The sequence below is a fragment of the Microbacterium oleivorans genome, from assembly GCF_013389665.1.
GTDB classification, from domain to species: Bacteria; Actinomycetota; Actinomycetes; order Actinomycetales; family Microbacteriaceae; genus Microbacterium; species Microbacterium oleivorans_C.
In genome coordinates this window covers 2,760,394-2,785,385 of the sequence record NZ_CP058316.1, presented here as the reverse complement: position 1 = coordinate 2,785,385, position 24,992 = coordinate 2,760,394, and the positions used below count along the sequence as shown (strand labels likewise).

Genomic DNA, 24,992 nt, shown 5'->3' with positions numbered 1-24,992 from the left:
CGCGAGATCATCCCCGAGGAGGATGCCGTTCAGCCGCTCGACCGACGCGGTGACGCCCTGCCGCTTCGTACCGTCGATATGTGACCACAGCACCGCTCTCTGCCGCCGACCGCATCCGATCCGCTTCTGACCGCGGCCGCGCTCTCGTCGCGGCGATCCTGGGCAACATCGTCATTGTCGGGATCGTCGCAGCGGCCGCGCTCGTCGTGCCGATCGCGGCGATCGCGGCATTCGGACCGGCCCTGCTGTCGCGTCTGGGCTGATCGCCGCCGCAGCGGGGACCAGCTTGAGTCCGATCACGGCGGCGACGATGCCCGCGATGAACACCACTTTGCCGATCGAGAAGGGCTCGGCCCCCGACAGGATCGACCAGGCAACCGTGAGCGCGGCGCCGACACCCACCCATACGGCGTAGGCGGTCCCGATGGGGATCTGCTTCATCGCCCAGCCGAGTCCGACCATGCTGAGAGTCACCCCGACGACGAACACGACGGTCGCTGCCGGCTCGGTGAGCCCCTGCGAGTGGCCGAGGGCGGTGGCCCAGACCGCCTCGCACACGGCGCTGAGCAGAAGGACGAACCAGGCCATCAGCTGACCACCTTCAGCCCGATGACCGAGGCCACGAGCAGCAGAAGCAGCAGGATGCGCGCGGTCGAGGCTCGCTCGCGTCGGGTGATCATCGCCCACACGACGGTGAGCGTCGCACCCACGCCCACCCACACGGCGTACGCGGTGCCGGTGGGCAGCTCGGTCATCGCCAGGGCGAGGCCGCCCATGCTCGCCACGAGGGCGACGACGAAGACCATCGTCGGCCGCCGCCGGCGGAACCCCTCGGATGCTGCGAGCGCGGAGGCCCACACCGCTTCCAGGACGCCCGAAGCGATCAGAATCACCCATGCCATGACAGACCCGTCCGAGTCAGTCTTGTCGTGTGCGGGTACTGCTCCCTCGTCCGCGAGCCCATGACCCGGGCTCCGCGGTCGATGCTAGCGCGGCCGTCTGTGCACCGTCTGCGCACCGCGTGCTGTCAGGGTGCGGGAACGAGGAAGAGGGCGTCGAGCAGGCCGGGATTGTGGGCATGGACGAGCACGCCGAACACGACGGCGTCGAAGAGGAGGTGCACCGTCACGACGTAGGCGAGCGACTTCGTGCGGAGGAAGATCCACCCCTGGAGGAGCGCGAACGGAACCGTGAGCGCCGGACCCCAGGCCTGGTAGCCGAGCTCCCAGAGGAACGACACGAACACGATGGCCTGCAGCACATTCGCCGACGCATCGGCGAAGTGGCGCCGCAGCAGCGCGAAGCACGTGCAGATGAAGAACAGCTCGTCCCAGATGCCCACCGCCCCGACACCCACGAAGAGCCGCACGATGAGCTCGGGCGTGTCGACGACGGGCCAGTTGGTGTAGACGCCCGAGGTGATGAAGTAGAACGGCAGGATCAGCCAGCCCAGGACCAGCACGGCGGCGAGCCAGATCCACTGGAAACGCGTCCAGCGGCCGCCTCCCCGCCAGGGGAATCGGATGGCGTGATCCCGGTACAGGTACCGCGACACGAGGTAGGGCAGCAGCACGGCGCCGCCCAAGGCGAGCGTGAACCGCAGCATCGCCGGGTTGTCGAGCTCGGCCTTGAGGTCGATCAGGCTGACTACGACCAGGCCGAGCGCGATCAGCGAGAGGTCCCGCGTGAGCGAAGGGCGCGTCTCGCTGACGCGCCAACGATCGACACCGAGCGCGACGACGAGCCCCACGACGAGCAGCGTCCAGCCCAGCCAGGGCTGCAGCAGGACGAAGAACGCGGGCGCGGCCAGGCACACCAGAAGCGCCGGGACGGTGCTGACCGAGATGAACGGGCGTGACCCGAGGGCTGCGTGCGTCTTCATCGGCTCAGCGCAGGTCGTCGTCGGTGCGGAGGTAGACGAGGTCGCGGATGTCGCGCCCCTTGGCGATGCCCTTGCGCTCGAAGGCCGTCATGACACGTCCCTCGAACCGCGGCGCCCAGGCGCCGTCGAATCCGGCAGCGAAGCCCGCGGCATCCGACATCACCTCCCGCATCTGCAGCGCGTAATCCTGCCAGTCGGTGGCCAGTCGCAGCGCCCCGCCCGGCTTGAGGACCCGAGCGGCCAACGGCGCGAAGTCGGGCGAGATGAGTCGGCGCTTCGTGTGTCGATTCTTGTGCCACGGGTCGGAGAAGAAGATCCAGAGCTCGTCGACCGATGCCGGCGGCAGCAGATGCTCCAGCACCTCGGGCGCGTTCGCCTCGACCAGGCGCAGGTTGCGCACGCCGGCTCGATCGGCGTCGAGCATGGTCCGGGCCAGGCCCGCCCGGAAGACCTCCACGGCGAGGAAGTCCGTCGCGGGCGCGGTCTCGGCCGCGGCGACGATCGCGTGGCCCTGCCCCGATCCGATCTCGACGATGAGCGGGGCCGACCGCCCGAACAGAGTCGCCGGATCGACCTGCGCACCGGGGCGCACGCTCAACACCGCCTGATCACGCTCGACCGGCACGGCGTAGAAGGATCCGAGCTGGTTCCACGCGCGCTCCTGACCGTCGCTCATCCGGCCGCTGCGACGCGCGAACGACACGGGGCGCTCGCGGTAGCGGGGCTCGTCGCCGGTGTCGGGCTCGTCGGTCTCGGGCATGGGTCCAGGCTATCGAGCCGTCGAGAGCGCGCCGAGCCGTTGCGCCCTCTCCCCTCAGACCGTGACGAAATCGATCAGCTCCTCCACCCGCCCGAGCAGAGCGGGGTCGAGGTCGCGGTACGTCCGCACAGATCCGAGGATGCGCTGCCAGGCGTGCGCGATGTCGGCCTGGTCTTTTGCGGGCCAGCCGAGTGCGCGGCAGACCCCCGTCTTCCAGTCGATCCCCCGCGGCACGACGGGCCACGCCCGGATGCCGACCGCCTCGGGGCGGACGCACTGCCAGACGTCGATGTGGGGGTGGCCGACGATCTTCAGGTGCGCCCCGTGCGGCCCGCGCAGGATCTGTTCGGCGATACGCGTCTCCTTCGACCCCGCGACGAGGTGGTCGACGAGAACGCCGTAGCGTCGCTCGGCCGAGGGCGGCTCGTCCCGCAGGAGGTCGTCGAGCAGATCGACGCCCTGTAGGTACTCCACGACGACACCCTCGACACGCAGGTCGGCGCCCCATACCTTCTCGACCAGCTCGGCGTCGTGCCGGCCCTCGACGAGGATGCGCGAGGCGCGTGCGACACGGGCCCGCTGCTGCGGTGCCACGAACGATCCGGATGCCGTCCGCAGCCGACCGGCGGACGCCTGGGCCTGCGGCGCGACGAGCTTGACCGGCTCGCCGTCCACGAGGAAGCCGCCACCGAGGGGGAAGATGCGCACCTTGCCGAGACGGTCCTCGAGCTCGACGTTGCCGCCGCGCACCGCGACGACGGCCCCGCAGTATCCGTCCGCGGCGACCTCGACGACGAGATCGACCTCTGCGGCCGTCTCTGGGACGACCTTGCGACCCGCCTCGCGCCAGCCGGCCGCGAGCACATCGGTGCCGTACCTGTCGTCCATTGCAGCCTCCCGCCTCACGGCCGTGCGGCCGCCGGTCAGCGTAGTCGCCGGCGCACGCACCCGCGGGTATCCGCGCCGCGATTCCGCTGCCCGCTGATTCCCAGTCCCCGCATAGGCTCGGACTCGGGGCCCTCAATAGAGTGGGGGCGAGGCCGGTCCTCCGTCCTCGGAAGGGGAACGGATGCGCGTGCTCCGAGCAGTGACGCTCTCGATCGTGGCGACTCTGATGCTCGTCCTCGGCGGTTCCGCCGCAGCGTGGGCCACCGATCCTGTCGACTTGGGCGCCGGCCGCGTGGTCGATCGGGTCGACGCGCTGTCGGAGGGGGAGGAACGATCCCTCGACGAGAGGCTCACCGCTCTCAGCAGCGAGGCCGGAATCGATCTCTGGGTGGTCTACGTCGACGCCTTCACCTCACCCTCCGACGCGGAGGGCTGGGCGAACGACGTCGCGCAGAAGGGCGGTCTCGGCGTGAACCAGTACGTCCTCGCCATCGCGACCGAACAGCGCAACTTCTATCTCTCGGGCGACACCGCCGGTCCGGTCGACGCCGATGCCCTCGGACGCATCGAGACGGAGGACATCCTGCCGGAGCTCCGCTCGGGCGACTGGAGCGGAGCGGCCTTCGCCGCCGCCGGCGGCCTGGCCGCTGCCGTCGGCGTCTCCGGCGACGACGCGGGCGGCGGTTCGGACAGTGGCAGAGGTGTCCCCGTGCTCACGATCGTCCTCGGCATCCTGGCCGTGGGCGCCGTCATCGCCGTCGTCGTCATCGTCGTCCGGCGCCGTCGCGCCGGCGCGTCGGTCGAACGCGGCCCGGCCTCCGAGCCGATCGAGGAGCTCGCCCGCCGATCGGCCAGTGCGCTCGTCGCCGCGGACGACGCCATTCGCACGAGCGAACAGGAGCTCGGGTTCGCCCGAGCACAGTTCGGGGACGACGCGGCGACCGCATTCACCGAGACGCTCGCGCAAGCCCGCCGCGATCTCGACGAGGCTTTCTCGCTCCAACAGCGACTCGACGACGACCAGCCCGACACCGAGGCGGACGTGCGTGCCGTCCACACGCGGATCCTCGAGCTCTGTGCACACGCCGACGCCGAGCTCGACGCCCGGACGGAGGAATTCGATCGTCTGCGCGCCCTCGAGCAGAACGCCCCCGAGGCGCTCGTGCGCATCCAGCAGGAGCGCGCGACCGCCGCGACCGGCCTCGACGACGCGATCGCCTCTCTCGAGCGGCTCCGTTCGACCTACGCGCCCGACGAGCTCTCGACCGTCGGCGACAACCACGACCAGGCACGAAGCCGCCTCGACTACGCGGACGAGCAGCTCGCCGCGGCTCAGGCAGCGATCGCAGCGGGCGACGGCTCCGCCGCAGCCGTTGCGCTGCGGGCTGCGGAGGGAGCCGTGGCCCAGGCCGCCCGGTTGGAGGCCGCGGTCGACAAGGTATCCGCCGACCTCGCGACCGCCGAACGCGACGCGGCGGCCCTCATCGGCGAGCTCGAGCAGGATGTCGCTGCAGCCGTCGGCGTGCCCGACCCCGATGGGTCACTCGCCGCGGTCGTCTCGGCGACGCGCCAGCAGATCGACGCCTCACGCGCCCAGCTCACCGGCACTCACCGCCGCCCGCAGACGGCTCTGGCAACCCTCCTCGGCGCCAACTCGGCCATCGACGCAGCACTCGCGGGAGCCCGCGACGCCGCCCAGCGGGCGACGCGCGCCCGGCAGACGCTGGAGCAGCAGCTGCAGCAGGCCCGAGCGCGGGTCTCAGCGGCCGAGGATTACATCGGGACGCGACGCGGGGCAGTCGGAGCCACGGCGCGGACACGCGTCGCCGAAGCGCGCGCGTCCCTGGACCGGGCCGAAGCCACCGCTCAAATCGAGCCCGAACGCGCCCTCGCCGATGCCGCGCGCGCGACGCAGCTCAGCGGCCTCGCGATCGACGCGGCACGGACGGATGTCGGCGGCTTCGCGCAGGGCTCGCCCGGCTCGAACTCCAACGGCATGATGGGAGCCATGATCGGCGGCATGGTGCTGAACTCGCTGTTGGGCGGCGGCTCCACGGGGCGTCGTTCGTCGGGATTCGGCGGCAGCGGCTTCGGCACACCCCGCGGCGGATTCGGCGGCGGCTCACGCGGCCGCAGCGGCGGCGGATTCGGCGGCGGCCGTTCGCGGCGCGGCGGCGGCCGCTTCTGACGACTCACTCTTCTCCACAGATCACCCACGAAAGGAACCCCGATGGCAAAGCAGTCCATCTTCGGTCGCATCTCGACGCTCATGAAGGCGAACATCAACGCCCTGCTCGATCAGGCCGAGGACCCGCAGAAGATGCTCGACCAGCTCGTGCGGGACTACACGAACTCGATCGCCGACGCGGAGTCGGCCATCGCCGAGACCATCGGCAACCTGCGCCTGCTCGAGCGCGACCACCAGGAAGACATCCAGGCGGCGACCGAGTGGGGCAACAAGGCCCTGGCCGCGAGCCGCAAGGCCGACGAGCTGCGCGGAACCGGCAACACCGCCGACGCCGACAAGTTCGACAACCTCGCCAAGGTGGCCCTCCAGCGCCAGATCAGCGAGGAGAACGAGGCGCGGGCCATCGCCCCGACGATCGCCACGCAGACCGAGGTCGTCGAGAAGCTCAAGGACGGCCTGAACGGCATGAAGGTCAAGCTCGACCAGCTGCGCTCGAAGCGCTCCGAGCTGCTGGCCCGCGCCAAGACCGCCGAGGCGCAGAACCGCGTGCACGACGCCGTGAAGTCCATCGACGTCCTCGACCCCACCAGCGAGCTGGGACGCTTCGAAGACAAGGTGCGGCGCCAGGAGGCTCTCGCCACCGGCAAGCAGGAACTGGCCGCGTCGAGCCTGGACGCCCAGTTCGAGAGCCTCGAGGACGTCGGTCAGCTCACCGAGGTCGAGGCGCGCCTCGCCGCGTTGAAGACCGGCGGCGCCGCCGGGGCGATCGAGCGCTGACCGCTCCCCCGCGAACACCGACGTCCGGGCCGGCGCAGCCGCCCGGACGTCGGTGTTCGTGCTCCGCGCACGAACGAAGGATGACGACATGACCCGATTCATCGTGGTCCCGCAGTGGCAGGGATCCCCCTCCGCGCGATCGATGACCCTGATCGACGGTGCCGAGGCGATCGCCGGAGACCTCCCCCGCAGCGCGACCGAGCGCGTGGACGTCCCGGTCGAGGCCGGGGAGGCACTCGACACCGGCATCCGACGTTTCAGCTCGATCCAGCGCACCCGGGACCTGATCGCGACCGCCCTCGATCGCACCGACGGCGACGCCTCACCCTCGGCCGAGCACGCCGTGGTGATCGGCGGCGACTGCGGCGTCGCCGTGCCAGCCGTGGCTCACGCCGCGACGAGGACGAGCGGCATGGCCGTGGTGTGGTTCGACGCGCACGCGGACCTCCACACGCCGCTCTCGTCGCCGTCGGGGGCCTTCGCGGGCATGGCGCTGCACGCGCTCTTCGGCCACGGCCCGCTCACCGCCGACGGCGCCGTGCCGCCGGCGAGGATCGTCCTGGCAGGCGCACGGGAGTTCGACGACGCGGAGAGCGAGGTCGTCCGCGCCGAGGGCCTGCGGGTGCTCAGCGCCGACGAGCTCGCTGCGCCCGGGGCTCTCGCCGACGCCGTGGCGGCCACCGGCGCGACATCCGTCTACGTGCACGTCGATCTCGACGTGCTCGATCCCGCGGTGATCACCGGTGTCGCCGCTCCCGTACCCTTCGGCCTCGACGTGCCCACCGTCACCGCGGCGATCGCCGGACTGCGCGAGAGGCTGCCGCTGGCGGGCGCCTCCCTCTCGGGCTTCGCGCCGGCGCATCCCGGCGCCGCGGTGGAGGACATGGGATCGGTCCTGCGCATCGTCGGAGCCCTCGCATGAGTCCCGTCGCGCCGCCGCCGCAGTGGCGTGAGCGCGCCGATGATGCCGTGCGGCGCGGCGTCGCGTTCGACCGACGTATCCCGCCGGTCCTCCTCGACTCCGTCGTCAGCAGACTCGGGGCCCGTGCCGGGACGGCATTCGGGTTCGTCTGGGGGTCGCTCTGGTCGACCGGACGCGTACGGCGCCGGGACGGCCTGTGGGTGTTCACGGGGATGCCCGGGTGGACGTTCGGCCGGGGCGGAGTGTGCGTCGGATCGTGCTTCCTCACCGGCGACCGCGAACCCGACGAGCGGGTGCTGACGCACGAGCGCGTCCACGCCCGCCAATGGCGCCGCTACGGGCTGCTGATGCCCGTGCTCTACCTGTTGGCCGGACGCGACCCGCTGCGCAATCGCTTCGAGATCGAGGCGGGACTGGCCGATGGCAACTACATCCCCCGCCGCGGTGCGCGCGGCTGACGGCCCTCAGCGAGCGGTGGCCAGACCGAAGCGCGCGGGCGTGTGGATCTCGTCGGCCGCCAGGGCGAGGCGTCCGGTGAGGTGGTCGAGGATGTCCGCCGTCCCGAGGAACCCGCCCAGCAGATGCACACGCGTCGAGCGTGCGGCCTCGGTGCACAGCATCTCGTCGGCCCAGGCGATGACGGCACGCGACAGCGCTTCGCCCGGGGCGCACGCCCGCCCTGTGCCGGCGGCGCCGGAGCGGGCCGAGCGGTCGAGCCAGGTCACGATCATGCGGCCGGGCACCGAGAGCGCGCCGATCCACGATGCGTCGGGAACCTCGACGAACACGCGGCCCGTCGAGCACAGCGGCAGTGTCGCGAGCAGGGCCTCCAACTCGGCGAGCGCGTGCTCGTCGGCGGTGATCAGCTGCTGGACGCGTGCGTGCTTCGATGCACGGCAGGCGGAGTCGCTGTGGGCCTCGGTCATGATGGGTCCACTATACCTCGCGCAAAGGCATGCCTAACCTATGTCGTCCACATCGCGCAGCGAACGCGCGCACGCTCAGGCGACCAGGATGCGACGCAACTCGGCGAGCTCGTCGTCGTCCAGGCCCTGGGCGCGCAGATACTCCCTCGGCGAGCCGAAGCGTTCGCGCAGATCCTCGAGGAGCGCCCGCATCACCGGCGCCGGCGACCGGGTCGCGAGGTCGACGAGGTGCGGCGCATCCGGATGCCGCTCGCGGAGGTACGCGATGATCGGCGCGTTCCGCTCGGCCGGCAGCAGCGTCTCGGTGCGCGCGTAGTCGGCGATCACGGCATCCTCGTCGACGCCGGCCGCCGCGAGGATCAGGGCGATCGTGACGCCCGTGCGGTCCTTGCCGATCGTGCAGTGCACCAGGACGGGCTGTTCGGCCAGCACTCCCCGGACCACGTCGAGCACCCGGGGTGCGGAGTCGTCCACGAGCGAGCGGTACATCGAGTCGAGTGACATGTCCGCGCGGAACAACGAGGCCACCGAGCCGACGAAGAGCGGCACCCGCTGAGTCTCGTGCGTGAAGCCGTCGAGCACGGTGGGTTCCGAGAGCACCTCGTCGTCGTCGCGCAGGTCGATGATGCGGCGCAGGCCGAGGTCTCGCAACGCCTGCCGGCCCGAGTCGTCGACGCGGAAGAGATTGCCCGAGCGGAACAGCACCCCGGCACGGGTGGCACGACCACCCGCCGGGAGTCCGCCCGTGTCGCGGAAGTTGATCGCGCCCGAGACCACGGGGGCGGACCGGCCGGTCACACCTCCGCCTTCGGCAGCGGCGGAACCGGATAGCGACCCGCGATCGTCAGCCGGTTGAACGCGTTGATCGAGATCAGCAGCCAGCTCAGGGCGACGTACTCCGCTTCCGAGAACACGCCCCCGACATGGTCGTAGAGCTCGTCCGAGATGCCGTCGTCGGCGATATGCACATAAGCCTCGGCGAGCTCGAGCGCCGCCCGCTCACGCTCGTCGAAGACGCCGGAGTCGCGCCAGGTCGAGAGTTGGCCGATCTCGTCGACCGTCACCCCCGCGGCGACGGCGCGCTCGACGTGAACACGCGCACAGTAGGCGCAGCCGTTGAGCTGCGAGCTGTGCACGAGAGCGAGCTCCTTCAGCCGATCGTCGACGCCGGCCTCGGCGGCGATGCGGCCGACCGTGCGGGCGAAGGCGTCGAGCGCATCGAAAGCGGGACGCGCCGCCTTCGCCAGGTGGATACGGCGCTCCGGACTCATGCCTTCACACTACCCACGGCCCGTGCGCGCCGGGGGAGAATGAGACCGCCCCCGACCGAAGGACAAGGACGACCGTGGCCGAGACACCGTTCGACGAATTCTCGTTCCTGCCCGTGCAGGCCGCCGAGAGCGGGGTGCCGGTGCCGTCGGCGGAGCGCCTGTTCACCTTCGCCCCGGACGGCCGACCCCTGAGCGCGCTGCGACTCGGTGACGGCCTCCCCGAGGTCACGCTGCTCCACGGCGCCGGACTGAACGCGCACACGTGGGATCGGACGGCTCTCGCCCTCGGCCGTCCGGTGCTGGCGCTCGACCTCCCGGGGCACGGCGACTCGGGCTGGCGCGACGACGCCGACTACGCGGCTCGGACCCTCGCCGCCGACATCGCTCCGGCCATCGCCCACTGGACCGAGACGCCGCAGGTCGTCGTCGGCCAATCCCTCGGGGGGCTGACCGCCGCGGCTCTCGCCGCCGCACATCCCGAGCTCGTCAGGGCCCTGGTCATCGTCGACATCGCTCCCGGCCTCGACCCTGCGGGAGGGGCGTCCCAGATCCGGCGATTCTTCGCGGGCCCGACGCACTGGGCATCGCGTGAGGAGATGGTCGATCGCGCACTGTCGTTCGGGCTCGGCGGCGACCGTACCGCCGCCGAGCGCGGGGTCTACCTGAACTCGCGCGTGCGCGAGGACGGCCGCGTCGAGTGGAAGCACCACTTCGCACGCATCGCCAACGTCCTCGCGGCCGACCCCGGTGCGTCCGCCGCCGCGTCCGCGCGCCAGGACTCGCTCGCCGGCATCCTCGCCGCCTCGGGCTGGGAGGATCTGGCGGCCGTCTCCGCTCCCGTCACCCTCGTGCGCGGCAACCGCGGGTACCTGAGCGATGCCGATGTCGAGGCATTCACGACGCGACTCCCGGACGCCGGGATCGTGACGGTGGACTCCGGACACAACGTGCAGGAGGAACTGCCGAGCGAGCTCGCCCGCATCATCCGGGACGCCGGACTGACCTCCCTCTGACAGGGCGACAGACACTCCGCCACGGAAATAACGTGACGCACTGCGACGCTGCAGGACGGGGAGATGTCACCGCCGAGCGCGGCGGACCCTAGGCTGTATGCCGCACTGAGTTCGCGGACGCGCATCGGACAGCAACGATGCCGCCGCCCTTGCGAAAGGAACCTCCTCCACATGCTCCGCCGCACCGCTCTCTCGGCCGCCGCCCTGCTGGCCGCCGGGACCCTCGTCCTCGCCGGCTGCACGGGCGGTGCCGACCCCGCCCCCTCGGCGACCGTCGGAACCTCGAACCCCGACGCCAGCGTCAGCATCCGTCTGGTGCTCGAGCCGTCCAACCTCGACATCCGCCAGACCGCAGGCATCTCGCTCGATCAGACCCTCATCGACAACGTGTACCAGGGCTTGGTGGCACGCACGGCCGAGGGCGAGATCACCGACTCCCTCGCCAGTTCGCACGAGGTCTCAGCCGACGGACTCACCTACACCTTCACCCTTCGCGAAGGCGTCGTCTTCCACGACGGGCAGCCACTCACGCCCCAGGACGTCGTGTCGTCGCTGACGACGCGACAGGCCACCCCGGCATGGGCCGACAGCGAGCGGCTGGCCAACGTCGCCTCGATCGCCGCCGACGGGCAGACCATCACCGTGACGCTGACCCAGCCCGATTCCGCTCTCCTGTGGAACCTCACCGGCCGCGCGGGCATCATCCTCAAAGAGGGCGACACGGTGGACTACAACACCGCGGCCAACGGCACCGGTCCGTTCCGGCTCGCCAACTGGCGACAGGGCGCGAGCCTCACGCTCGAGCGCAACGACGCCTACTGGGGCGACGCGGCCCAGGTCGCCGACGTCACCTTCGACTTCATCCCCGACAACCAGGCCGCCATCAATGCGGCCCTCGCCGGCGAGATCGACGTGATCGTCGGCTTCGACGCCAACCTCGCCGACCAGGTCGAAGCAGGCGGCGACTTCGCCGTCCAAACCGGCAGCGCGACCGACAAGAGCGTGCTCGCGATGAACTCCACCTCCGGAGCGCTCGCCGACCCGCGGGTGCGCGAGGCGATCCGCACCGCGATCGACCACGACGCCATCGTCGAGGCCGTGGGCGCGGGGCAGACCCTCTTCGGACCGATTCCCGAGCCCGACCCGGGGTACGAGGATCTCAGCGATGTCGTCGCCTACGATCCCGAGGCCGCCCGGGCGCTCCTCAGCGAGGCCGGTGTGGACGATCTGACCCTGACCCTCACGATCCCCTCGGCGTACGATTCGACGCTGCCGCAGATCCTGGTGTCGAACCTGAACGACGTCGGCATCGATCTGCAGGTCGATCCGGTCGACTTCGGGACGTGGCTGAGCGATGTCTACACGAACAAGGACTACGAGCTCAGCGTCGTCAACCACGCCGAGCCGCGCGACTTCGAGAACTGGGCCGACCCGGACTACTACTTCACCTACGACAACCCCGAGGTGCAAGAGCTCTACGCTCAGTCGCTCGCGGCGACGGACGAGGCCGCAGCCTCGGACCTCCTCGCGCAGGCCGCGCGCATCGTCTCGGAGGACCACGCCGCCGACTGGCTCTACAACTGGGCCTCCGTCGTCGCGGTGGCCACGAACGTCTCGGGCATGCCCGTCGACAACGTGAACGCCCGCATCGACCTGGCCGAGATCGCCAAGAGCGACGGGTGACCCGTTACGCGCTGACGCGACTGGGCCTGCTCCTGCTGGGCCTGGTCGTCGCCAGCGTGCTGATCTTCCTCACCCTGCGAGTCCTGCCCGGGGATGTCGCCCAGCAGATCGCGGGGACCAACTCCACCCCCGAGCAGGTCGCGGCCATCCGGGAACGTCTGGGGCTCGACGTTCCCCTCACGACGCAGTACGCCCAGTGGATCGGCGGGCTCCTCATGGGCGATCTCGGAGCCTCCCTCGTGACGGGTACCCCGGTGGCCGCCGAGCTCGCCGCGAAGGCGCAGGTGACGGTTCCCCTCGGCTTGATGTCGATGGCGGTGGCGCTGCTGATCGCCCTCCCCTTCGGCATCCTCGCCGCGCTGCGGCGCGGTCGCGCCGACGGAACGCTCCTCTCGTTCGGTGCGCAGACCCTCGCCGCCGTCCCCGTGGTGTGGGCGGGGATGATGCTCGTCGTCGTCTTCGCCGTGTGGCTCGGCTGGCTGCCCGCGCAAGGCTTCCCCCGCGACGGGTGGCGTGAGCCGGGACGGGCCCTCGCGTCGCTCGTGCTGCCCGCCGTCACGATCGGGGTCGTCGAGGGTGCGATGCTCATGCGGTTCGTCCGATCCGCGACGCTCGCCGCCATGGGTCAGGACTTCGTCCGCACGGCAGCGGCGAAGGGGCTCACCCGCCGGGCGGCGCTGCTCCGCCACGGCCTGCCGACGGTGGGGCTGTCGATCATCAGCGTCCTCGGCCTGCAGGTCGCGGGCATCGTCGTGGGCGCCGTCGTCATCGAGCAGCTCTTCACCCTGCCGGGAATCGGTCGCATGCTCGTCGCCGATGTCGGTCTGCGCGACCTGCCCAAGGTGCAGGGGGAGCTCCTGACGCTCACCGCCGTCGTCCTGGTCGTGGGCTTCGTCGTCGACCTGGTGCACCGCGGGCTCGACCCTCGACAGCGGGAGGCGTCATGACCGGTCGCGAAGGGTGGCTGCGCCGGCTGTGGGCGCTGCCGGCGGGGCGGTTCGGGCTGGTCGTCGTCACGGCGATCGGGGTGCTCGCCGCGGTGTCGCTGGTGTGGACGCCCTTCGACCCGCAACGGGTGGACATTCCGGCACGGTGGGCCCCGCCGGGGTGGCCGCACATCCTCGGCACCGATGCGTCGGGCCGCGACATCCTCTCGCTCCTGCTCGCCGGCGCGCGCACCACGGTCCTCGTCGCCGCCGGCGCGGGCGTCGTGGCCACCCTGCTGGGTCTCGCGCTCGCGTGCCTCGGCGCCTTGACGGGACGGTGGACGCGCGAGGTCGTCGCGGTCCTCGTCGACATCCTCATCGCCTTCCCCGTGCTGCTGATCGCCATGATGATCTCGGCGGTATGGGGAGGCTCGCTGTGGGTGGTGGTGATCTCGGTGGGCATCGGCTTCGGCGTCAACATCGCACGCGTCACCCGTCCCGAACTCCGCCGGACGCTGCACAGCGACTTCGTGCTCGCCGCACGGGCGAGCGGGCTCACCCCGATGCAGATCGCCGCCCGCCACCTCCTGCCGAACGTGGCTCCGGTGTTCATCGTGCAGCTGTCGTGGGGCATGGCGGTGGCGGTCCTCGCCGAGGCCGGGCTCAGCTATCTCGGCTTCGGGGCTCCCCCGACCCAGCCCTCGTGGGGGCTGCTGCTCAGCGAGCTGCAGAACTACCTCACCGCGTATCCGCTCAGCGTGGTCTGGCCCGGTCTGGCCATCACGATCACCGTCCTGGGGCTGAACATGCTGGGCGACGGCCTGCGCGAGGCCACCGATCCGACGCTCGCACGGCGACGCTCGGCGGCGTCGACCCACACGCCGGCGGTGGTGGCATGAGCCTCGAGGTGAACGATCTGGTCATCGCGCTCGACGGACGACGCGTCGTCGACGGCGTCTCGTTCGCGGTGCCGGACGGGGCGCGCGTGGGCTTGATCGGCGAGTCGGGCTCGGGCAAGTCCCTGACCGCGCTGGCCATCCTCGGTCTGCTGCCCGAGGGCGCGGAGGTGAGCGGCAGCATCCGTTGGGACGGCATGGAGCTCGTCGGTCGGCGCGACCGCGACATCGCCGCCCTCCGCGGCGAGCAGGTCGGCATCGTGTTCCAGGAGCCGCAGACCGCGCTCAACCCGCTGCGGACGGTGGGACGGCAGATCTCCGAGCCGCTGCGCATCCACGCCCGTGCGGGACGACGCGAGGCGCTGGCCCGTGCACAGGCCGACGCCGACCGCGTGCGCCTTCCGGAGGGCGCGCTGCGCCGCTATCCGCACCAGCTGTCGGGCGGTCAGCGCCAGCGGGTCGCGATCGCCATGGCGATCGCCGCGCGTCCGCGTCTGCTCATCGCCGACGAACCGACCACGGCGCTGGACGTCACGATCCAGGCCGAGATCCTCGCCCTCCTCGGCGAGCTGGTCGACGACGACGGGATGTCGCTGCTGTTCATCACCCACGATCTCGCCGTGCTCTCGCAGGTCGCCACGGATGCCGTGGTGCTCGAGCACGGCCGCGTCGTCGAATCGGCGCCGGTGGCCACTCTGCTGACCGCGCCGGCGTCGGAGGTCACCCGCAGCCTGCTGCGCGACGCCACGGCGACGCTCTGGCGACCGGAGGCGTCGGCATGAACGCGGAACCGCTGATCTCGGCGCGCGGGCTCACCCGACGCTACCGGGTGCGCGGCGCCGGGATCGGCGCGCCCCGCCGCGAGACCCTCGCCTTGGACGACGTCGACATCGACGTCCGTCCCGGCTCGGCGATGGGGATCATCGGCGAGTCGGGCTCGGGCAAGTCCACGCTCGTCCGGCTGCTCCTCGGGCTCGACATCCCGACCGCCGGCACGGTCACGATCGACGGGCGTTCCGTGGATGCCCGCGCGTCGGCGCGACGACTGCACTGGCTGCGCCGCGCCACCGGCATCGTCTTCCAGGACCCCTACGCCTCGCTCGACCCCCGGATGAGCGTGGGGCGCATCATCGCCGAGCCGCTGTGGGCGCTCGGGATCGACGGCGACCGACGGGCCCGCGTGCACGAGGTGCTGGCCGACGTGGGCCTCGGCCGCGATGCCGCCGACCGCTACCCGCACGAGTTCTCGGGAGGGCAGCGCCAGCGGATCGCGCTCGCGCGCGCCATCGTGCACCGCCCCGGCATCCTCGTCGGCGACGAGCCCCTGTCCGCGCTGGACGTGACCGTCCGGGCGCAGATCCTCGAGGTGCTCCGCGGCCTGCGCGAGCGCGATGGGCTGACGCTGCTGCTGGTGTCGCACGACATCGGCGTCGTGCAGAACCTCTGCGATGAGGTGGTCGTGATGACGGAGGGCCGCATCGCCGAGGAGGGGCCGACCGAGAAGGTGCTGCTCCAGCCGCAGGCCGCGTACACGCGGCGGCTGCTCGCGTCCGTTCCGGTCATCGATCCCCGCCGACCCGGGAGCTGACCCCCGGGAAGTTCCGCTGGCCGGTGTCGGCGGCCCGGGCTAGCGTGATGCCATGCGCGCGATCATCCCCCCGTATCTCCTCGCCCGCGTCGCCTCGGCCCGCGAACCCCACCTCGCCCGCGCCGCCGTGGCCGCCCGGGCGACCCTGGCCGCGCGACCCGGCGACCTGGCCGGCCGGGCCCAGTTGCGCCTGACGATCGAGGATGGCGACACGCTCGTCGCCGAGCGGGTGCCCGCACCCGATCGGGCCGTGTCCGACGCGCAGCGACGCGAAGACCTGCCGGGCGTGCTCGTCCGCGATGAAGACGCCCCGCCCACGGGCGACGCCGCCGTCGACGAGGCGTACGAGGGGCTGGGCGCGACGTTCGCGTTCTTCTCCGAGGCCTTCGGCCGCGCGTCGATCGACGGCCGGGGCGGTGTCCTGGCGGCCACCGTCCACTACGGGCGCGACTACGACAACGCGTTCTGGAACGGCGAACGCATGGTCTTCGGCGACGGCGACGGCGAGGTCTTCAGCGGCTTCACGCGCTCCCTCTCGGTCATCGCGCACGAGCTCGCGCACGGCGTGACGGAGTTCTCCGGCGGGCTCGAGTATCAGGGGCAGCCGGGCGCGCTCAACGAGTCGCTCTCCGACGTCTTCGGCGCCCTCGCCGAGCAGCACCACCGCGGCGAGACCGCCGCCGAGGCGTCGTGGCTCATCGGGGCGGGCATCTTCACCGAGGCTGTGCAGGGCACCGCGCTACGGTCGCTGGCCGCACCGGGGACGGCCTACGACGACGACGTGCTCGGTCGCGACCCCCAGCCCGGACATCTGCGCGACTACGTCGAGACCGAGAGCGACAACGGCGGCGTGCACATCAACTCCGGTATCCCCAATCGTGCCTTCCACCTGGTGGCGACGCGGCTCGGCGGGTACGCCTGGGAGCGCGCGGGGCTGATCTGGTACCGCACCCTCACCTCGGGCACGCTCTCCCCGACCGCGGACTTCGCCGCCTTCGCGCAGGCCACGCTCACCGCCGCAGAGCAGGAGTACGGTGAGGGATCGGAGGAGGTCGACGCCGTCCGAGCCGGATGGTCGGGCGTCGGCGTGATCGAGGATGCCGCAGCCGAGCGATGACGACACGACCCCCGTCCTGCGTATCGAGGTCGAGCGCACGGGAGGCTTCGCCGGGTTGAGCCGATCGTGGCACGTCGAGCCGGAGGCGACCGATCGCGAGGCGTGGCTCGGTCTGATCGAAGACTGCCCGTGGCGCGATGCCTCGCCACCACGGAGCCCGACGCGCGGCGCCGACCGGTTTCAGTGGCGCATCCGGGTCGACGACCCCGGCGGCATCCGCAGCGTCGAGCTCACCGACGATCTCGACACCGCCTGGCGTGCACTCATCGACGCCGTACGGGCGGGGCGGACACCGCCGGCCGGTGGCGCCCCGGGGCGCTGACGTCAGTCCGAACGCTGCGAGAAGAGCGCGCGCAGGCCCTTCTTCTGCTGTTCGAGCGACTTCTGCAGATAGATGGTGCCGAGCCAACGGCCGAACTTGTGACCCACGCGGCCCATGCGTCCGACCTCGACGAACCCGAACCTCTCGTGCAGCGCGATCGAGGCCTCGGCCCCCTTGTCGCTGACCACCGCGACGATCTCGCGCAACCCCAGCTCGCGGCAGGCGTCGATGAGCGCCTCCAGCAGAGCACGGCCCAGCCCTTTGCCGGTGGCGGCCTGGCCGAGGTAGATCGACGTCTCGGCGGTGTACCGGAAGCCGGTCTTGCCGTTCCACGGCGAGGCGAGCGCGTATCCCAGGATCTGGCCGGTCGGTGACGCGGCGACGAGGAAGGGGAGCTTGAGCCTGGTCAGGTGGTCGTACCTCTGACGCCACTGGAGCAACGACCACCTCTTCTCGTCGAAGGTGACGACGGAATTGGTGACGTAGTAGTTGTAGATCTCGCGGATGTCGGGCAGATCGTCCGCGCGCGCGGGCCGGATCTCGTACGAGAACGGACGTTCGGGCTCAGGGCTGCGTCGCAGGTGGCGGGGCAGCCGCCGCCGGTCCCGGTTGTAATCCTCCTCGAGCATGTCGCAACTCTACGGCGGGAACGTTTCGCGGTCGTGACGGGCGGTTCAGCGGGCCGGCACACGCCACTCGATCGGGCCGCTCCCCCGCTGCACCAGGAGCTCGTTGGCCCGCGAGAAGGGCCGGGAGCCGAAGAATCCCCGGTTCGCCGACAACGGCGAGGGATGCGGCGAGGCGATGATCGCCGCATCGCCGAGCATCGGCTGCAGCGTCGCGGCATCCTTCCCCCACAGGATCGCGACGAGCGGAGCATCCCGCGCGGCCAGGACGCGGATGGCATGTTCGGTCACCCGCTCCCACCCCCAGCCCCGGTGCGACGCGGGCGCACCGGGGGCGACGGTGAGCACACGGTTGAGCAGCAGGACGCCCTGGTCGCTCCACGCCGAGAGATCCCCGTGGTCTGCCGGCGGGATGCCGAGGTCGGCGTCGAGCTCGCGGTAGATGTTGCCGAGGCTCCGCGGCAGCGGCCGGACATGTGCGTCGACGGCGAACGAGAGCCCGATGGCATGGCCGGGAGTGGGGTAGGGGTCCTGCCCCACGATGAGCACGCGCACGTCGGCGAGCGGGCGCTGGAACGCCCGCAGCACGTGCTCGCCCGCCGGAAGGTAGGAGCGCCCCGCGGCGTTCTCGGCGCGCAGACGCTCACCCATCGCGGCGATGTCGGGGGCGACCGGCTCGAGCGCACGCGCCCAGTCGGGGGCGATGAGCCCCGCAGCGGCCAGTTCGGTCAACGATCGAGCTGTCACCTCACCAGCGTAGGACGGCGATCGCAGTATGCTCGCCCCGTGTCGACGAGCCTGCGCACCTCAGCCCTGGGCGTCACCGCGGGTCTGATCGGGTGGTTCATCCTCGTCGAGATCGTCAGCGGCATCCTGCAGGGGTACTACGTCCCGCTCCTCAGCGACATCGTCGTCGAGCTCGGCATCCGCGACGCCGACGTGAACTGGTTCGAGGCCGCTCAGTTGCTGCTCTCGGCGCTCGTCGTCCCCGTCCTCGCCAAGCTCGGCGACATGTACGGTCACAAGCGCATCCTGCTGATCGCCGCCGTGCTGACGGCCGCCGCCACCTGGTGGCTCGCCTTCGCAGCGTCGTTCTGGTCGTTCCTGATCGCCTGGGCTCTCCAGGGGTTCTACGTCGTGTGGCTGCCGCTCGAGATCGCGCTCATCTTCGAGCGCGGCCGACGTCAGGCCCGCGGCGTCTCGCTGACCCGTCGGGCCGCCGGCCTGCTGGTGGTCGGTCTGCAGGCGGGTGCGATCATCGGTGCCCTCGCGGCCGGGCGCATCTACGCGGCGACGGCGGGAGATCTGACCCTCACGCTCATCGTCCCGGCGGTCGCCGTGACGCTCGTGGCCGTGGTCATCTGGTTGGGAGTCCCCGAATCCGTGCCGGAACCGGGGCACCGCCGGCTCGACTCGCGCGGGTTCGTCCTGCTCGCCGTCGCCCTGCTGCTGGTCACGAGCGCGCTCACGTTCCTGCGACTGAACGGCCCCGGAGCGATCTGGGTCTGGGCGTTGCTCGCGGCGGGCGCGCTCGGATTCGTGGCGTTCGGGCGCTTCGAGCTGAAGCAGCCCGATCCGGCCGTCGATGTCCGCGTCCTCGCGCGTCCCGAGATGTGGCCGGTGCAGGCCACCGCGTTCCTGATCGGGATCAGCCTCCTGGGCGCGCAGGGCCCGCTGTCGACCTACGCCGGCACCGACCCTGCGCTGGGGTACGGGCTCGGACTCGACGCGACCGAGCGCTCGAACATCATCGGGGTGTACCTGGTGTCGCTGATCGTGGGCGCCGTTCTGTTCGCCCTCACCTCGCGGCGCGCGAGCCCCCGGGTCGTCCTCATCGGCGCGGCCCTGCTCGTCGGCGTCGGCTACGCCCTCTTCCTGCCCTTCCACCTCGAACTGTGGCAGGTGCTGCTCAATCTGTGCATCGCGGGCCTCGGCTGCGGCGCTCTGGTCGGCGCGATGCCCGCGGCCGCTGCGGCAGCCGCGCCGCGCGGGCAGACCGGCGTCGCCTCGGCGATGACCAACACGACGAAGACGATCGGCGGCACGTTCTCGTCCGCCGTGTTCGGTGTGGTGCTCGCCGCCGGCGCCGGCGTGGTCGCGAGTGAGACCGCCGCCTCGATCGGCGGCTACCTCACCGTCTGGGCCGTCTGCGCGGCAGGAGGCTTCATCGCGGCGCTGCTGCTGTTGGTCGTGCCCCGGGTCGCCTTCGCCGACGCCGAGCCTCCGGCCGACGACGCCACCGCCGGACACCCGACGTCTCCGGTTTGGGGCGGCCCCGACACGTCGGGGCGCGATTCGCGCGCCCCGAGGTGAGGCAGGCACCCCAAACCGTGATGAGCCCGCCCCGGGGCGCCCGGTGCTCGGGTCACTCGGTCGATCGCGGGCGGAGCGGTCGGCGGGCGAGCAGGTGCTGGGCGGACTGAGCGACGGGACGCATCGTCACGAGGTCGAGGTTGACGTGCCCGGGCGCGGCGAGCGCGAAGGCGATGACATCGGCGACGTCCGCGGCGACGAGCGGCTGCTCGACGCCCGCGTACAACTCGTCGGCGGCGGCCCGGTCGCCGCCGAGGCGGTTGAGCGTGAACTCTTCGGTACGCACCATCCCCGGGGCGATCTCGACGACACGGATGGGCTCGCCGTTGAGCTCGAGGCGCAGCGCGTGCACGAGCATCGACTCCCCCGCTTTCGCCGCGTTGTACCCGCCGCCACCGGGGTAGGCGGTCTGGGCGGCGGTGGAGGTCACGAACACCGCGTCGGCGTGCCAGCCGCCGTGTTCGACACCGCGTCGCAGCAGCGGCAGCAGGGACGATGTCACCAGCTGCGCCGAGAGGACGTTGGCCTCGAACATCCACCGCCAGTCCTCCGCCGCACCGTCCTCGACGCGGTCCGACCCCCGCGCACCGCCGGCCACATGGACGAAGGCGTGGAGTTCGCCGGATGCCGCCAGGTGCGAGGCCAGCGCCGCGACGTCGGCCTCGCTGCTCAGGTCGGCGGCGAACGACGCCGACCCGACCTCGGCATCGAGGGCCTCGAGCCGTTCGGCTCGGCGGGCGACGCCGACCACATCCCAGCCCGCGGCGCGCAACGCGCGCACGACGGCCTCTCCGATTCCCGAACTGGCACCGGTCACCACTGCACGTCGCGTCATGAGTCCACCGTAGCCGTGCCGCTGCGCCGCCTCGAGGAGCGGTGATCGGCGCGGACGGAGGGTTCGACCAGGTTACGCCCCATGTCCCCGGCGTTGTCGGCGGGTCGACGCCTCCGTACGCTCGACCCAGGCCGGCGACCGTCGCCGCTTTCCGACCCCGATGGAGCCTCGCATGCCCGCATCCGAGAACTGGCGCTTCGAGACCAAGCAGATCCACACCGGGGCCGCACCGGACCCGGTCACCAAGGCTCGTGCGACGCCGATCTACCAGACCACCTCGTACGTGTTCGACAACTCCGACCACGCGGCGAACCTCTTCTCGCTCGCCGAGCCCGGCAACATCTACACCCGGATGCAGAACCCGACGCAGGAGGTCGTCGAGCACCGACTCGCCGCCCTCGAGGGGGGCACCGGCGCCCTGCTCGTCGCCTCCGGACAGGCGGCGGAGACCATCGCGATCCTCAACATCGCCGAAGCCGGGGACCACTTCGTCTCGTCGAGCTCGATCTACGGCGGAACCTACAACCTGTTCAAATACACCCTCGCCAAGCTCGGCATCGAGGTCACCTTCGTCGAGAACCAGGACGACCTCGAAGAATGGCGCCGGGCGGTCCGACCGAACACGAAGCTGTTCTTCGCCGAGACCATCGGCAACCCGCAGATCAACGTGCTCGACATCCGCGGCGTCGCCGACATCGCCCACGAGGCCGGCGTCCCGCTCATCGTCGACAACACGATCGCCACGCCCTACCTCATCCGTCCGTTCGAGCACGGCGCCGACATCGTCGTGCACTCGGCCACCAAGTTCCTCGGCGGACACGGGACGGTCATCGGCGGACTCGTCGTCGACGGCGGTCGCTTCCCCTGGTCGGAGCACGCGGAGCGCTTCCCGGGCCTGACCACCCCCGACCCCTCGTACCACGGCGCCGTCTTTACGCAGGCGGTCGGCGACGGCCTCGCCTACGTCATCAAGGCCCGTGTGCAGCTGCTGCGCGACCTCGGGGCGGCCATCTCACCGCAGAGCGCCTGGCTGCTGATCCAGGGCATCGAGACCCTGTCGCTTCGCATCGAACGCCACGTGCAGAACGCCCAGGAGATCGCCGAGTGGCTCGAGAACCACGACGACATCGCCTCGGTGAACTATTCGGGCCTGCCGACGTCGCCCTGGTACGCCGCGGCGAACGCGTACGCCCCGAAGGGCGTCGGCGCCGTCCTGTCGTTCGAGCTCAAGGGCGGTGTGGCGGCCGGCCGGGCATTCGTCGACGCCCTCGAGCTCTTCAGCCACCTGGCCAACATCGGCGACGTGCGCTCGCTGGTGATCCACCCGGCCTCGACGACGCACTCCCAGTTGACTCCCGAGCAGCAGCTGACCACGGGGGTCACCCCGGGTCTCGTGCGCCTCTCGGTCGGTCTCGAGAACATCGATGACCTGAAGGCCGATCTCGACCAGGCCCTCGCGGCGGCGCGCACGGTGGTCGAGGCCGCTCGCGCCTGATCCGTCCCTCCTCAGCACGACGATGCCCCCGCGCCCGCCGATCGGCGGCGCGGGGGCATCGTGCTGAAGCCGGTCGAGACGTCAGTCGGCGTCGGACGCCGTCGTGATCTCCTCGCCCTGGACCTGTTCCCGGTCGTTCTTCTCCTTGTCGCCGCGCGTCTTCGCCAGGCTCGCGACGGTCGCGACCGCGACGGTCGCGGCGATGAACAGCAGCGAGAACCAGATGGGGATCTCGGGCACCCACAGCAGCGGCTCGCCGCCGTTGATGAAGTGCAGCTCGTTGACGTGCAGGGCGTGGAAGACGAGCTTCACACCGATGAACGCGAGGATGACCGCAAGGCCCTGCGCCAGGTAGACCAGGCGTTCCAGGAGGCCGCCGATGAGGAAGAACAGCTGACGCAGCCCCATGAGCGCGAACGCGTTGGCGGTGAAGACGATGTAGGCCTCGTTGGTCAGACCGTAGATCGCGGGGATCGAGTCGACGGCGAAGACGAGGTCGATGAAGCCGATGGCGATGATCACCAGCAGCATCGGCGTGACGAACCGCTTGCCGTCCTTCTTGACCGTCAGCTTGTCGCCGTTGTACTCGTCGGTCACCGGAAGGTGGCGACGAACGAAGCGCATGAACTTGCCGTTGGCGGGATCGGAGTCGCCGTGCGAGAACGCCTGGCGGTAGGCCAGGAAGAGCAGCAGGGCGCCGAAGATGTAGAAGATCCACGAGAAGTTGTCGATCAGGGCGGCGCCGATGGCGATGAACGCGCCGCGCATGATGAGGGCGATGACGATGCCGATCATCAGCACCTTCTGCTGGTACTTCTTCGGCACCGCGAACCCGGTCATGATGATCAGGAACACGAAGAGGTTGTCGATCGACAGCGCCTTCTCGGTGAGGTATCCGGCGAAGTACTCGCCGGCGAACACCCAGCCCCAGCTCGGGACGAGGCCGATGACGACGCCGAAGATGAGCGCGAGGCCGATGTAGAACGCCGACCAGCGCGCCGATTCCGCGATCGTCGGTTCGTGCGGGGTGCGGACGTGTGCGAAGAACTCGTACACGAAGAAGGCGATGGTCACCGCGATGGTGATGATCCATACGAGCGGAGTGATGTCCACGAAATCTCCAAGGGGTCGACGGAACCGAACGGCCAGGTCTCCTTCATCCCCGGAGGGACCGGCGTCCCGGAACCCGACGTCGGGTTCGTAATGACGAGATCGCCGCAGGCGGAAGTACTCCCCTTGCTTCGCGATATCTTACGTGACGTTTTCGGCTGCTCGGCGCGCTCCCTGGGTCAGTTCTCCGACGCCGGGGCGTAACACGCGGGCACGCCGCCCCGACAGACGGGAGAATGGCGATCATGGACTGGCAGACCTCCGAGGACACGGTGCCGAGCGCGCCGATCACGGAGGCCGACGCCCGGCTCCTGCGCGCACGTCCGCCGGCCACCGGTGCGTGGCGCGACGGCGACGCGGTCGGCGACCGCCGCTTCGCGTCCTTCGGTGAGCTCATCACGGAGAGCGGGGAGCGGCTGCCCGGCTTCCGCCTCGCGTACGAGACGTGGGGCGAGCTCTCCCCGACGCGCGACAACGCCGTCCTCGTGCTCCACGCCCTCACCGGCGACAGCCACCTGCGCGGGGATGCCGGCCCCGGGCACCCCACGGCGGGCTGGTGGGACGACATCGTCGGCCCGGGCGGTCCGATCGACACCGACCGCTGGTTCGTCGTCGCCCCCAACATGCTCGGCGGCTGCCAGGGATCGACGGGGCCGTCGTCGATCGCATCCGACGGGTACGAGTGGGCGGCGCGCTTCCCGCATCTGACCATCCGCGACCAGGTCGCCGCACAGGCACGCCTCGCGGACGAACTGGGCATCGAGGTCTGGGGCGCGGTCGTCGGGGGCTCGATGGGGGGCATGCACGCGCTGGAGTGGGGCGTGGGCCACCCGGAGCGCGTGGCGCGCCTCGCGGTGCTGGCAGCCCCACCGGTCAACACGGCCGACCAGATCGCTCTGAACTCCGTCCAGCTCGAGGCGATCCGCATCGACCCGCGCTTCCAGGACGGCGAATACTACGACGCGGGCGACGGCGATGGACCGCACCGCGGACTCGCCCTCGCGCGCCGGATGGCGCTGCTGAACTACCGCAGTCCCACCGAGCTCAACCAGCGATTCCAGCGCACCTGGCAGTCGGGCAAGAGCCCCCTCGGACACGGCGGCCGGTTCGCCGTCGAGAGCTACCTCGACTTCCACGGCAACAAGTTCACGCGCCGATTCGACGCGAACAGCTACATCACGCTCGTCGAGGCCATGAACTCGCACGACGTCGGCCGTGACCGGGGCGGCGTCGACGACGCCCTGGCCCGCGTGCAGGCGCGCACGCTGGTGCTCGGGATCGACTCCGACCGGCTCTTCCCGGTCGAGGGGCAGCACCGCATCGCCCGCGGCATCCGGTCGACGATCGATGAGGACGCCGTCGTCATCACCAGCGACTTCGGCCACGACGCGTTCCTCATCGAGACGCCTGTCGTCGGCAGGCATCTGCGGCGTCTGCTCGAAGGGGTCTGACCC

General features: G+C 71.0%; 27 protein-coding genes and 1 riboswitch. Of the genes, 15 read left to right on the top strand and 12 right to left on the bottom strand.

From position 1 onward, the window contains the following. Positions 1–171: 171 nt before the first annotated feature. The 5 genes from HW566_RS13165 to HW566_RS13145 form a co-directional block, all read right to left on the bottom strand. Positions 172–588 carry a DMT family transporter gene (locus HW566_RS13165; RefSeq protein WP_178013571.1) on the bottom strand — a complete coding sequence of 139 codons (417 nt, stop codon included), beginning with the start codon at positions 586–588 and terminating at the stop codon, positions 172–174. Next, positions 588–902: a DMT family transporter gene (locus tag HW566_RS13160; protein WP_178013569.1), complete on the bottom strand. Its 315-nt coding sequence runs from the start codon at positions 900–902 to the stop codon at positions 588–590. Before HW566_RS13160 ends, HW566_RS13165 begins: the two co-directional genes overlap by 1 nt. Positions 903–912: 10 nt before the next feature. Beyond that, positions 913–978: riboswitch (guanidine-III (ykkC-III) riboswitch) on the bottom strand. Between the two features lie 49 nt (positions 979–1,027). Beyond that, positions 1,028–1,882: a CPBP family intramembrane glutamic endopeptidase gene (locus HW566_RS13155; RefSeq protein ID WP_178013567.1), complete on the bottom strand. Its 855-nt coding sequence runs from the start codon at positions 1,880–1,882 to the stop codon at positions 1,028–1,030. A gap of 4 nt (positions 1,883–1,886) precedes the next feature. Further along, complete coding sequence (trmB, locus tag HW566_RS13150) at positions 1,887–2,642, bottom strand: tRNA (guanosine(46)-N7)-methyltransferase TrmB (RefSeq protein ID WP_178013565.1); 756 nt, start codon at positions 2,640–2,642, stop codon at positions 1,887–1,889. Between the two features lie 54 nt (positions 2,643–2,696). Then, positions 2,697–3,530 carry a DUF3097 domain-containing protein gene (locus tag HW566_RS13145; RefSeq protein WP_178013563.1) on the bottom strand — a complete coding sequence of 278 codons (834 nt, stop codon included), beginning with the start codon at positions 3,528–3,530 and terminating at the stop codon, positions 2,697–2,699. A 181-nt stretch (positions 3,531–3,711) separates the two neighbouring features. On the opposite strand from HW566_RS13145, the gene HW566_RS13140 reads away from it, so the two are divergent. The 4 genes from HW566_RS13140 (at position 3,712) to HW566_RS13125 (ending at position 7,875) form a co-directional block, all read left to right on the top strand. After that, positions 3,712–5,718 carry a TPM domain-containing protein gene (locus tag HW566_RS13140; RefSeq protein WP_178013561.1) on the top strand — a complete coding sequence of 669 codons (2,007 nt, stop codon included), beginning with the start codon at positions 3,712–3,714 and terminating at the stop codon, positions 5,716–5,718. A 42-nt stretch (positions 5,719–5,760) separates the two neighbouring features. Beyond that, positions 5,761–6,495 carry a PspA/IM30 family protein gene (locus tag HW566_RS13135; RefSeq protein ID WP_178013560.1) on the top strand — a complete coding sequence of 245 codons (735 nt, stop codon included), beginning with the start codon at positions 5,761–5,763 and terminating at the stop codon, positions 6,493–6,495. A gap of 88 nt (positions 6,496–6,583) precedes the next feature. Next, a complete protein-coding gene (locus HW566_RS13130) occupies positions 6,584–7,417 on the top strand; it encodes an arginase family protein (RefSeq protein WP_178013558.1) in 834 nt (277 codons plus the stop codon). Next, positions 7,414–7,875, top strand: a complete 462-nt coding sequence (locus HW566_RS13125) for a Fe-S oxidoreductase (RefSeq protein ID WP_178013556.1) — start codon at positions 7,414–7,416, stop codon at positions 7,873–7,875. The genes HW566_RS13130 and HW566_RS13125 overlap by 4 nt, the downstream gene beginning before the upstream one ends. A 6-nt stretch (positions 7,876–7,881) precedes the next feature. Here the strand turns inward: HW566_RS13125 and HW566_RS13120 are convergent, their stop codons facing one another. The 3 genes from HW566_RS13120 to HW566_RS13110 all read right to left on the bottom strand — a co-directional run bounded on the left by HW566_RS13120 (position 7,882) and on the right by HW566_RS13110 (position 9,614). Continuing rightward, positions 7,882–8,343 carry an SIP domain-containing protein gene (locus HW566_RS13120; RefSeq protein WP_178013554.1) on the bottom strand — a complete coding sequence of 154 codons (462 nt, stop codon included), beginning with the start codon at positions 8,341–8,343 and terminating at the stop codon, positions 7,882–7,884. Between the two features lie 75 nt (positions 8,344–8,418). Further along, a complete protein-coding gene (locus HW566_RS13115; RefSeq protein WP_178013553.1) occupies positions 8,419–9,141 on the bottom strand; it encodes a tyrosine-protein phosphatase in 723 nt (240 codons plus the stop codon). Continuing rightward, positions 9,138–9,614 (bottom strand): carboxymuconolactone decarboxylase family protein, encoded by a 477-nt coding sequence (locus HW566_RS13110; RefSeq protein WP_178013551.1) that lies wholly within the window; start codon positions 9,612–9,614, stop codon positions 9,138–9,140. Before HW566_RS13110 ends, HW566_RS13115 begins: the two co-directional genes overlap by 4 nt. A 74-nt stretch (positions 9,615–9,688) precedes the next feature. On the opposite strand from HW566_RS13110, the gene HW566_RS13105 reads away from it, so the two are divergent. The 8 genes from HW566_RS13105 to HW566_RS13070 all read left to right on the top strand — a co-directional run bounded on the left by HW566_RS13105 (position 9,689) and on the right by HW566_RS13070 (position 17,159). Further along, positions 9,689–10,627 carry an alpha/beta fold hydrolase gene (locus HW566_RS13105; protein WP_178013549.1) on the top strand — a complete coding sequence of 313 codons (939 nt, stop codon included), beginning with the start codon at positions 9,689–9,691 and terminating at the stop codon, positions 10,625–10,627. A gap of 171 nt (positions 10,628–10,798) precedes the next feature. After that, a complete protein-coding gene (locus HW566_RS13100) occupies positions 10,799–12,310 on the top strand; it encodes an ABC transporter substrate-binding protein (protein ID WP_178013547.1) in 1,512 nt (503 codons plus the stop codon). After that, positions 12,307–13,257: an ABC transporter permease gene (locus HW566_RS13095; RefSeq protein ID WP_178013545.1), complete on the top strand. Its 951-nt coding sequence runs from the start codon at positions 12,307–12,309 to the stop codon at positions 13,255–13,257. The genes HW566_RS13100 and HW566_RS13095 overlap by 4 nt, the downstream gene beginning before the upstream one ends. Next, a complete protein-coding gene (locus HW566_RS13090) occupies positions 13,254–14,135 on the top strand; it encodes an ABC transporter permease (protein WP_178013542.1) in 882 nt (293 codons plus the stop codon). The genes HW566_RS13095 and HW566_RS13090 overlap by 4 nt, the downstream gene beginning before the upstream one ends. Further along, positions 14,132–14,914, top strand: coding sequence for an ABC transporter ATP-binding protein (locus tag HW566_RS13085; protein ID WP_178013540.1), 783 nt, complete (start codon positions 14,132–14,134; stop codon positions 14,912–14,914). The genes HW566_RS13090 and HW566_RS13085 overlap by 4 nt, the downstream gene beginning before the upstream one ends. Further along, positions 14,911–15,720 carry an ABC transporter ATP-binding protein gene (locus HW566_RS13080; RefSeq protein ID WP_178013538.1) on the top strand — a complete coding sequence of 270 codons (810 nt, stop codon included), beginning with the start codon at positions 14,911–14,913 and terminating at the stop codon, positions 15,718–15,720. The genes HW566_RS13085 and HW566_RS13080 overlap by 4 nt, the downstream gene beginning before the upstream one ends. 52 nt (positions 15,721–15,772) lie before the next feature. Next, on the top strand, positions 15,773–16,837 hold the full coding sequence (locus tag HW566_RS13075; protein ID WP_178013536.1) for a M4 family metallopeptidase: 1,065 nt from the start codon (positions 15,773–15,775) through the stop codon (positions 16,835–16,837). Next, positions 16,818–17,159: a protealysin inhibitor emfourin gene (locus HW566_RS13070; protein WP_178013534.1), complete on the top strand. Its 342-nt coding sequence runs from the start codon at positions 16,818–16,820 to the stop codon at positions 17,157–17,159. Before HW566_RS13075 ends, HW566_RS13070 begins: the two co-directional genes overlap by 20 nt. Positions 17,160–17,161: 2 nt before the next feature. Here HW566_RS13070 and HW566_RS13065 read toward each other — a convergent pair whose 3' ends face one another. Together HW566_RS13065 and HW566_RS13060 are read right to left on the bottom strand one after the other, a co-directional pair. Next, positions 17,162–17,788, bottom strand: a complete 627-nt coding sequence (locus HW566_RS13065) for a GNAT family N-acetyltransferase (protein WP_178013532.1) — start codon at positions 17,786–17,788, stop codon at positions 17,162–17,164. A 45-nt stretch (positions 17,789–17,833) separates the two neighbouring features. After that, positions 17,834–18,532 carry a uracil-DNA glycosylase gene (locus HW566_RS13060; protein WP_178013530.1) on the bottom strand — a complete coding sequence of 233 codons (699 nt, stop codon included), beginning with the start codon at positions 18,530–18,532 and terminating at the stop codon, positions 17,834–17,836. A gap of 39 nt (positions 18,533–18,571) precedes the next feature. On the opposite strand from HW566_RS13060, the gene HW566_RS13055 reads away from it, so the two are divergent. Further along, positions 18,572–20,098 carry an MFS transporter gene (locus tag HW566_RS13055; protein ID WP_256728714.1) on the top strand — a complete coding sequence of 509 codons (1,527 nt, stop codon included), beginning with the start codon at positions 18,572–18,574 and terminating at the stop codon, positions 20,096–20,098. A gap of 52 nt (positions 20,099–20,150) precedes the next feature. On the opposite strand, the gene HW566_RS13050 is transcribed toward HW566_RS13055, so the two are convergent. After that, entirely contained in the window at positions 20,151–20,933 is a 783-nt protein-coding gene (locus HW566_RS13050) for an SDR family oxidoreductase (protein ID WP_178013528.1), read from the bottom strand. A 172-nt stretch (positions 20,934–21,105) separates the two neighbouring features. Here HW566_RS13050 and HW566_RS13045 point away from each other — a divergent pair, with 172 nt between their 5' ends. Then, complete coding sequence (locus tag HW566_RS13045; protein WP_178013526.1) at positions 21,106–22,428, top strand: bifunctional o-acetylhomoserine/o-acetylserine sulfhydrylase; 1,323 nt, start codon at positions 21,106–21,108, stop codon at positions 22,426–22,428. A gap of 81 nt (positions 22,429–22,509) precedes the next feature. Here HW566_RS13045 and HW566_RS13040 read toward each other — a convergent pair whose 3' ends face one another. Beyond that, positions 22,510–23,541, bottom strand: a complete 1,032-nt coding sequence (locus tag HW566_RS13040; protein WP_178013524.1) for a TerC family protein — start codon at positions 23,539–23,541, stop codon at positions 22,510–22,512. A 242-nt stretch (positions 23,542–23,783) separates the two neighbouring features. On the opposite strand from HW566_RS13040, the gene metX reads away from it, so the two are divergent. Beyond that, entirely contained in the window at positions 23,784–24,989 is a 1,206-nt protein-coding gene (gene metX / locus HW566_RS13035; protein ID WP_178013522.1) for a homoserine O-acetyltransferase MetX, read from the top strand. The last annotated feature ends 3 nt before the right edge of the window (positions 24,990–24,992 follow it).

Bases quoted from the DNA above. Each gene is read 5' to 3' on its own strand.
- HW566_RS13165 (WP_178013571.1), bottom strand. From the start codon at position 588: ATGGCCTGGTTCGTCCTTCTGCTCAGCGCCGTGTGCGAGGCGGTCTGG.
- HW566_RS13160 (WP_178013569.1), bottom strand. From the start codon at position 902: ATGGCATGGGTGATTCTGATCGCTTCGGGCGTCCTGGAAGCGGTGTGG.
- HW566_RS13155 (WP_178013567.1), bottom strand. From the start codon at position 1,882: ATGAAGACGCACGCAGCCCTCGGGTCACGCCCGTTCATCTCGGTCAGC.
- trmB (WP_178013565.1), bottom strand. From the start codon at position 2,642: ATGCCCGAGACCGACGAGCCCGACACCGGCGACGAGCCCCGCTACCGC.
- HW566_RS13145 (WP_178013563.1), bottom strand. From the start codon at position 3,530: ATGGACGACAGGTACGGCACCGATGTGCTCGCGGCCGGCTGGCGCGAG.
- HW566_RS13140 (WP_178013561.1), top strand. From the start codon at position 3,712: ATGCGCGTGCTCCGAGCAGTGACGCTCTCGATCGTGGCGACTCTGATG.
- HW566_RS13135 (WP_178013560.1), top strand. From the start codon at position 5,761: ATGGCAAAGCAGTCCATCTTCGGTCGCATCTCGACGCTCATGAAGGCG.
- HW566_RS13130 (WP_178013558.1), top strand. From the start codon at position 6,584: ATGACCCGATTCATCGTGGTCCCGCAGTGGCAGGGATCCCCCTCCGCG.
- HW566_RS13125 (WP_178013556.1), top strand. From the start codon at position 7,414: ATGAGTCCCGTCGCGCCGCCGCCGCAGTGGCGTGAGCGCGCCGATGAT.
- HW566_RS13120 (WP_178013554.1), bottom strand. From the start codon at position 8,343: ATGACCGAGGCCCACAGCGACTCCGCCTGCCGTGCATCGAAGCACGCA.
- HW566_RS13110 (WP_178013551.1), bottom strand. From the start codon at position 9,614: ATGAGTCCGGAGCGCCGTATCCACCTGGCGAAGGCGGCGCGTCCCGCT.
- HW566_RS13100 (WP_178013547.1), top strand. From the start codon at position 10,799: ATGCTCCGCCGCACCGCTCTCTCGGCCGCCGCCCTGCTGGCCGCCGGG.
- HW566_RS13090 (WP_178013542.1), top strand. From the start codon at position 13,254: ATGACCGGTCGCGAAGGGTGGCTGCGCCGGCTGTGGGCGCTGCCGGCG.
- HW566_RS13085 (WP_178013540.1), top strand. From the start codon at position 14,132: ATGAGCCTCGAGGTGAACGATCTGGTCATCGCGCTCGACGGACGACGC.
- HW566_RS13080 (WP_178013538.1), top strand. From the start codon at position 14,911: ATGAACGCGGAACCGCTGATCTCGGCGCGCGGGCTCACCCGACGCTAC.
- HW566_RS13075 (WP_178013536.1), top strand. From the start codon at position 15,773: ATGCGCGCGATCATCCCCCCGTATCTCCTCGCCCGCGTCGCCTCGGCC.
- HW566_RS13070 (WP_178013534.1), top strand. From the start codon at position 16,818: ATGCCGCAGCCGAGCGATGACGACACGACCCCCGTCCTGCGTATCGAG.
- HW566_RS13065 (WP_178013532.1), bottom strand. From the start codon at position 17,788: ATGCTCGAGGAGGATTACAACCGGGACCGGCGGCGGCTGCCCCGCCAC.
- HW566_RS13050 (WP_178013528.1), bottom strand. From the start codon at position 20,933: ATGACGCGACGTGCAGTGGTGACCGGTGCCAGTTCGGGAATCGGAGAG.
- HW566_RS13045 (WP_178013526.1), top strand. From the start codon at position 21,106: ATGCCCGCATCCGAGAACTGGCGCTTCGAGACCAAGCAGATCCACACC.
- metX (WP_178013522.1), top strand. From the start codon at position 23,784: ATGGACTGGCAGACCTCCGAGGACACGGTGCCGAGCGCGCCGATCACG.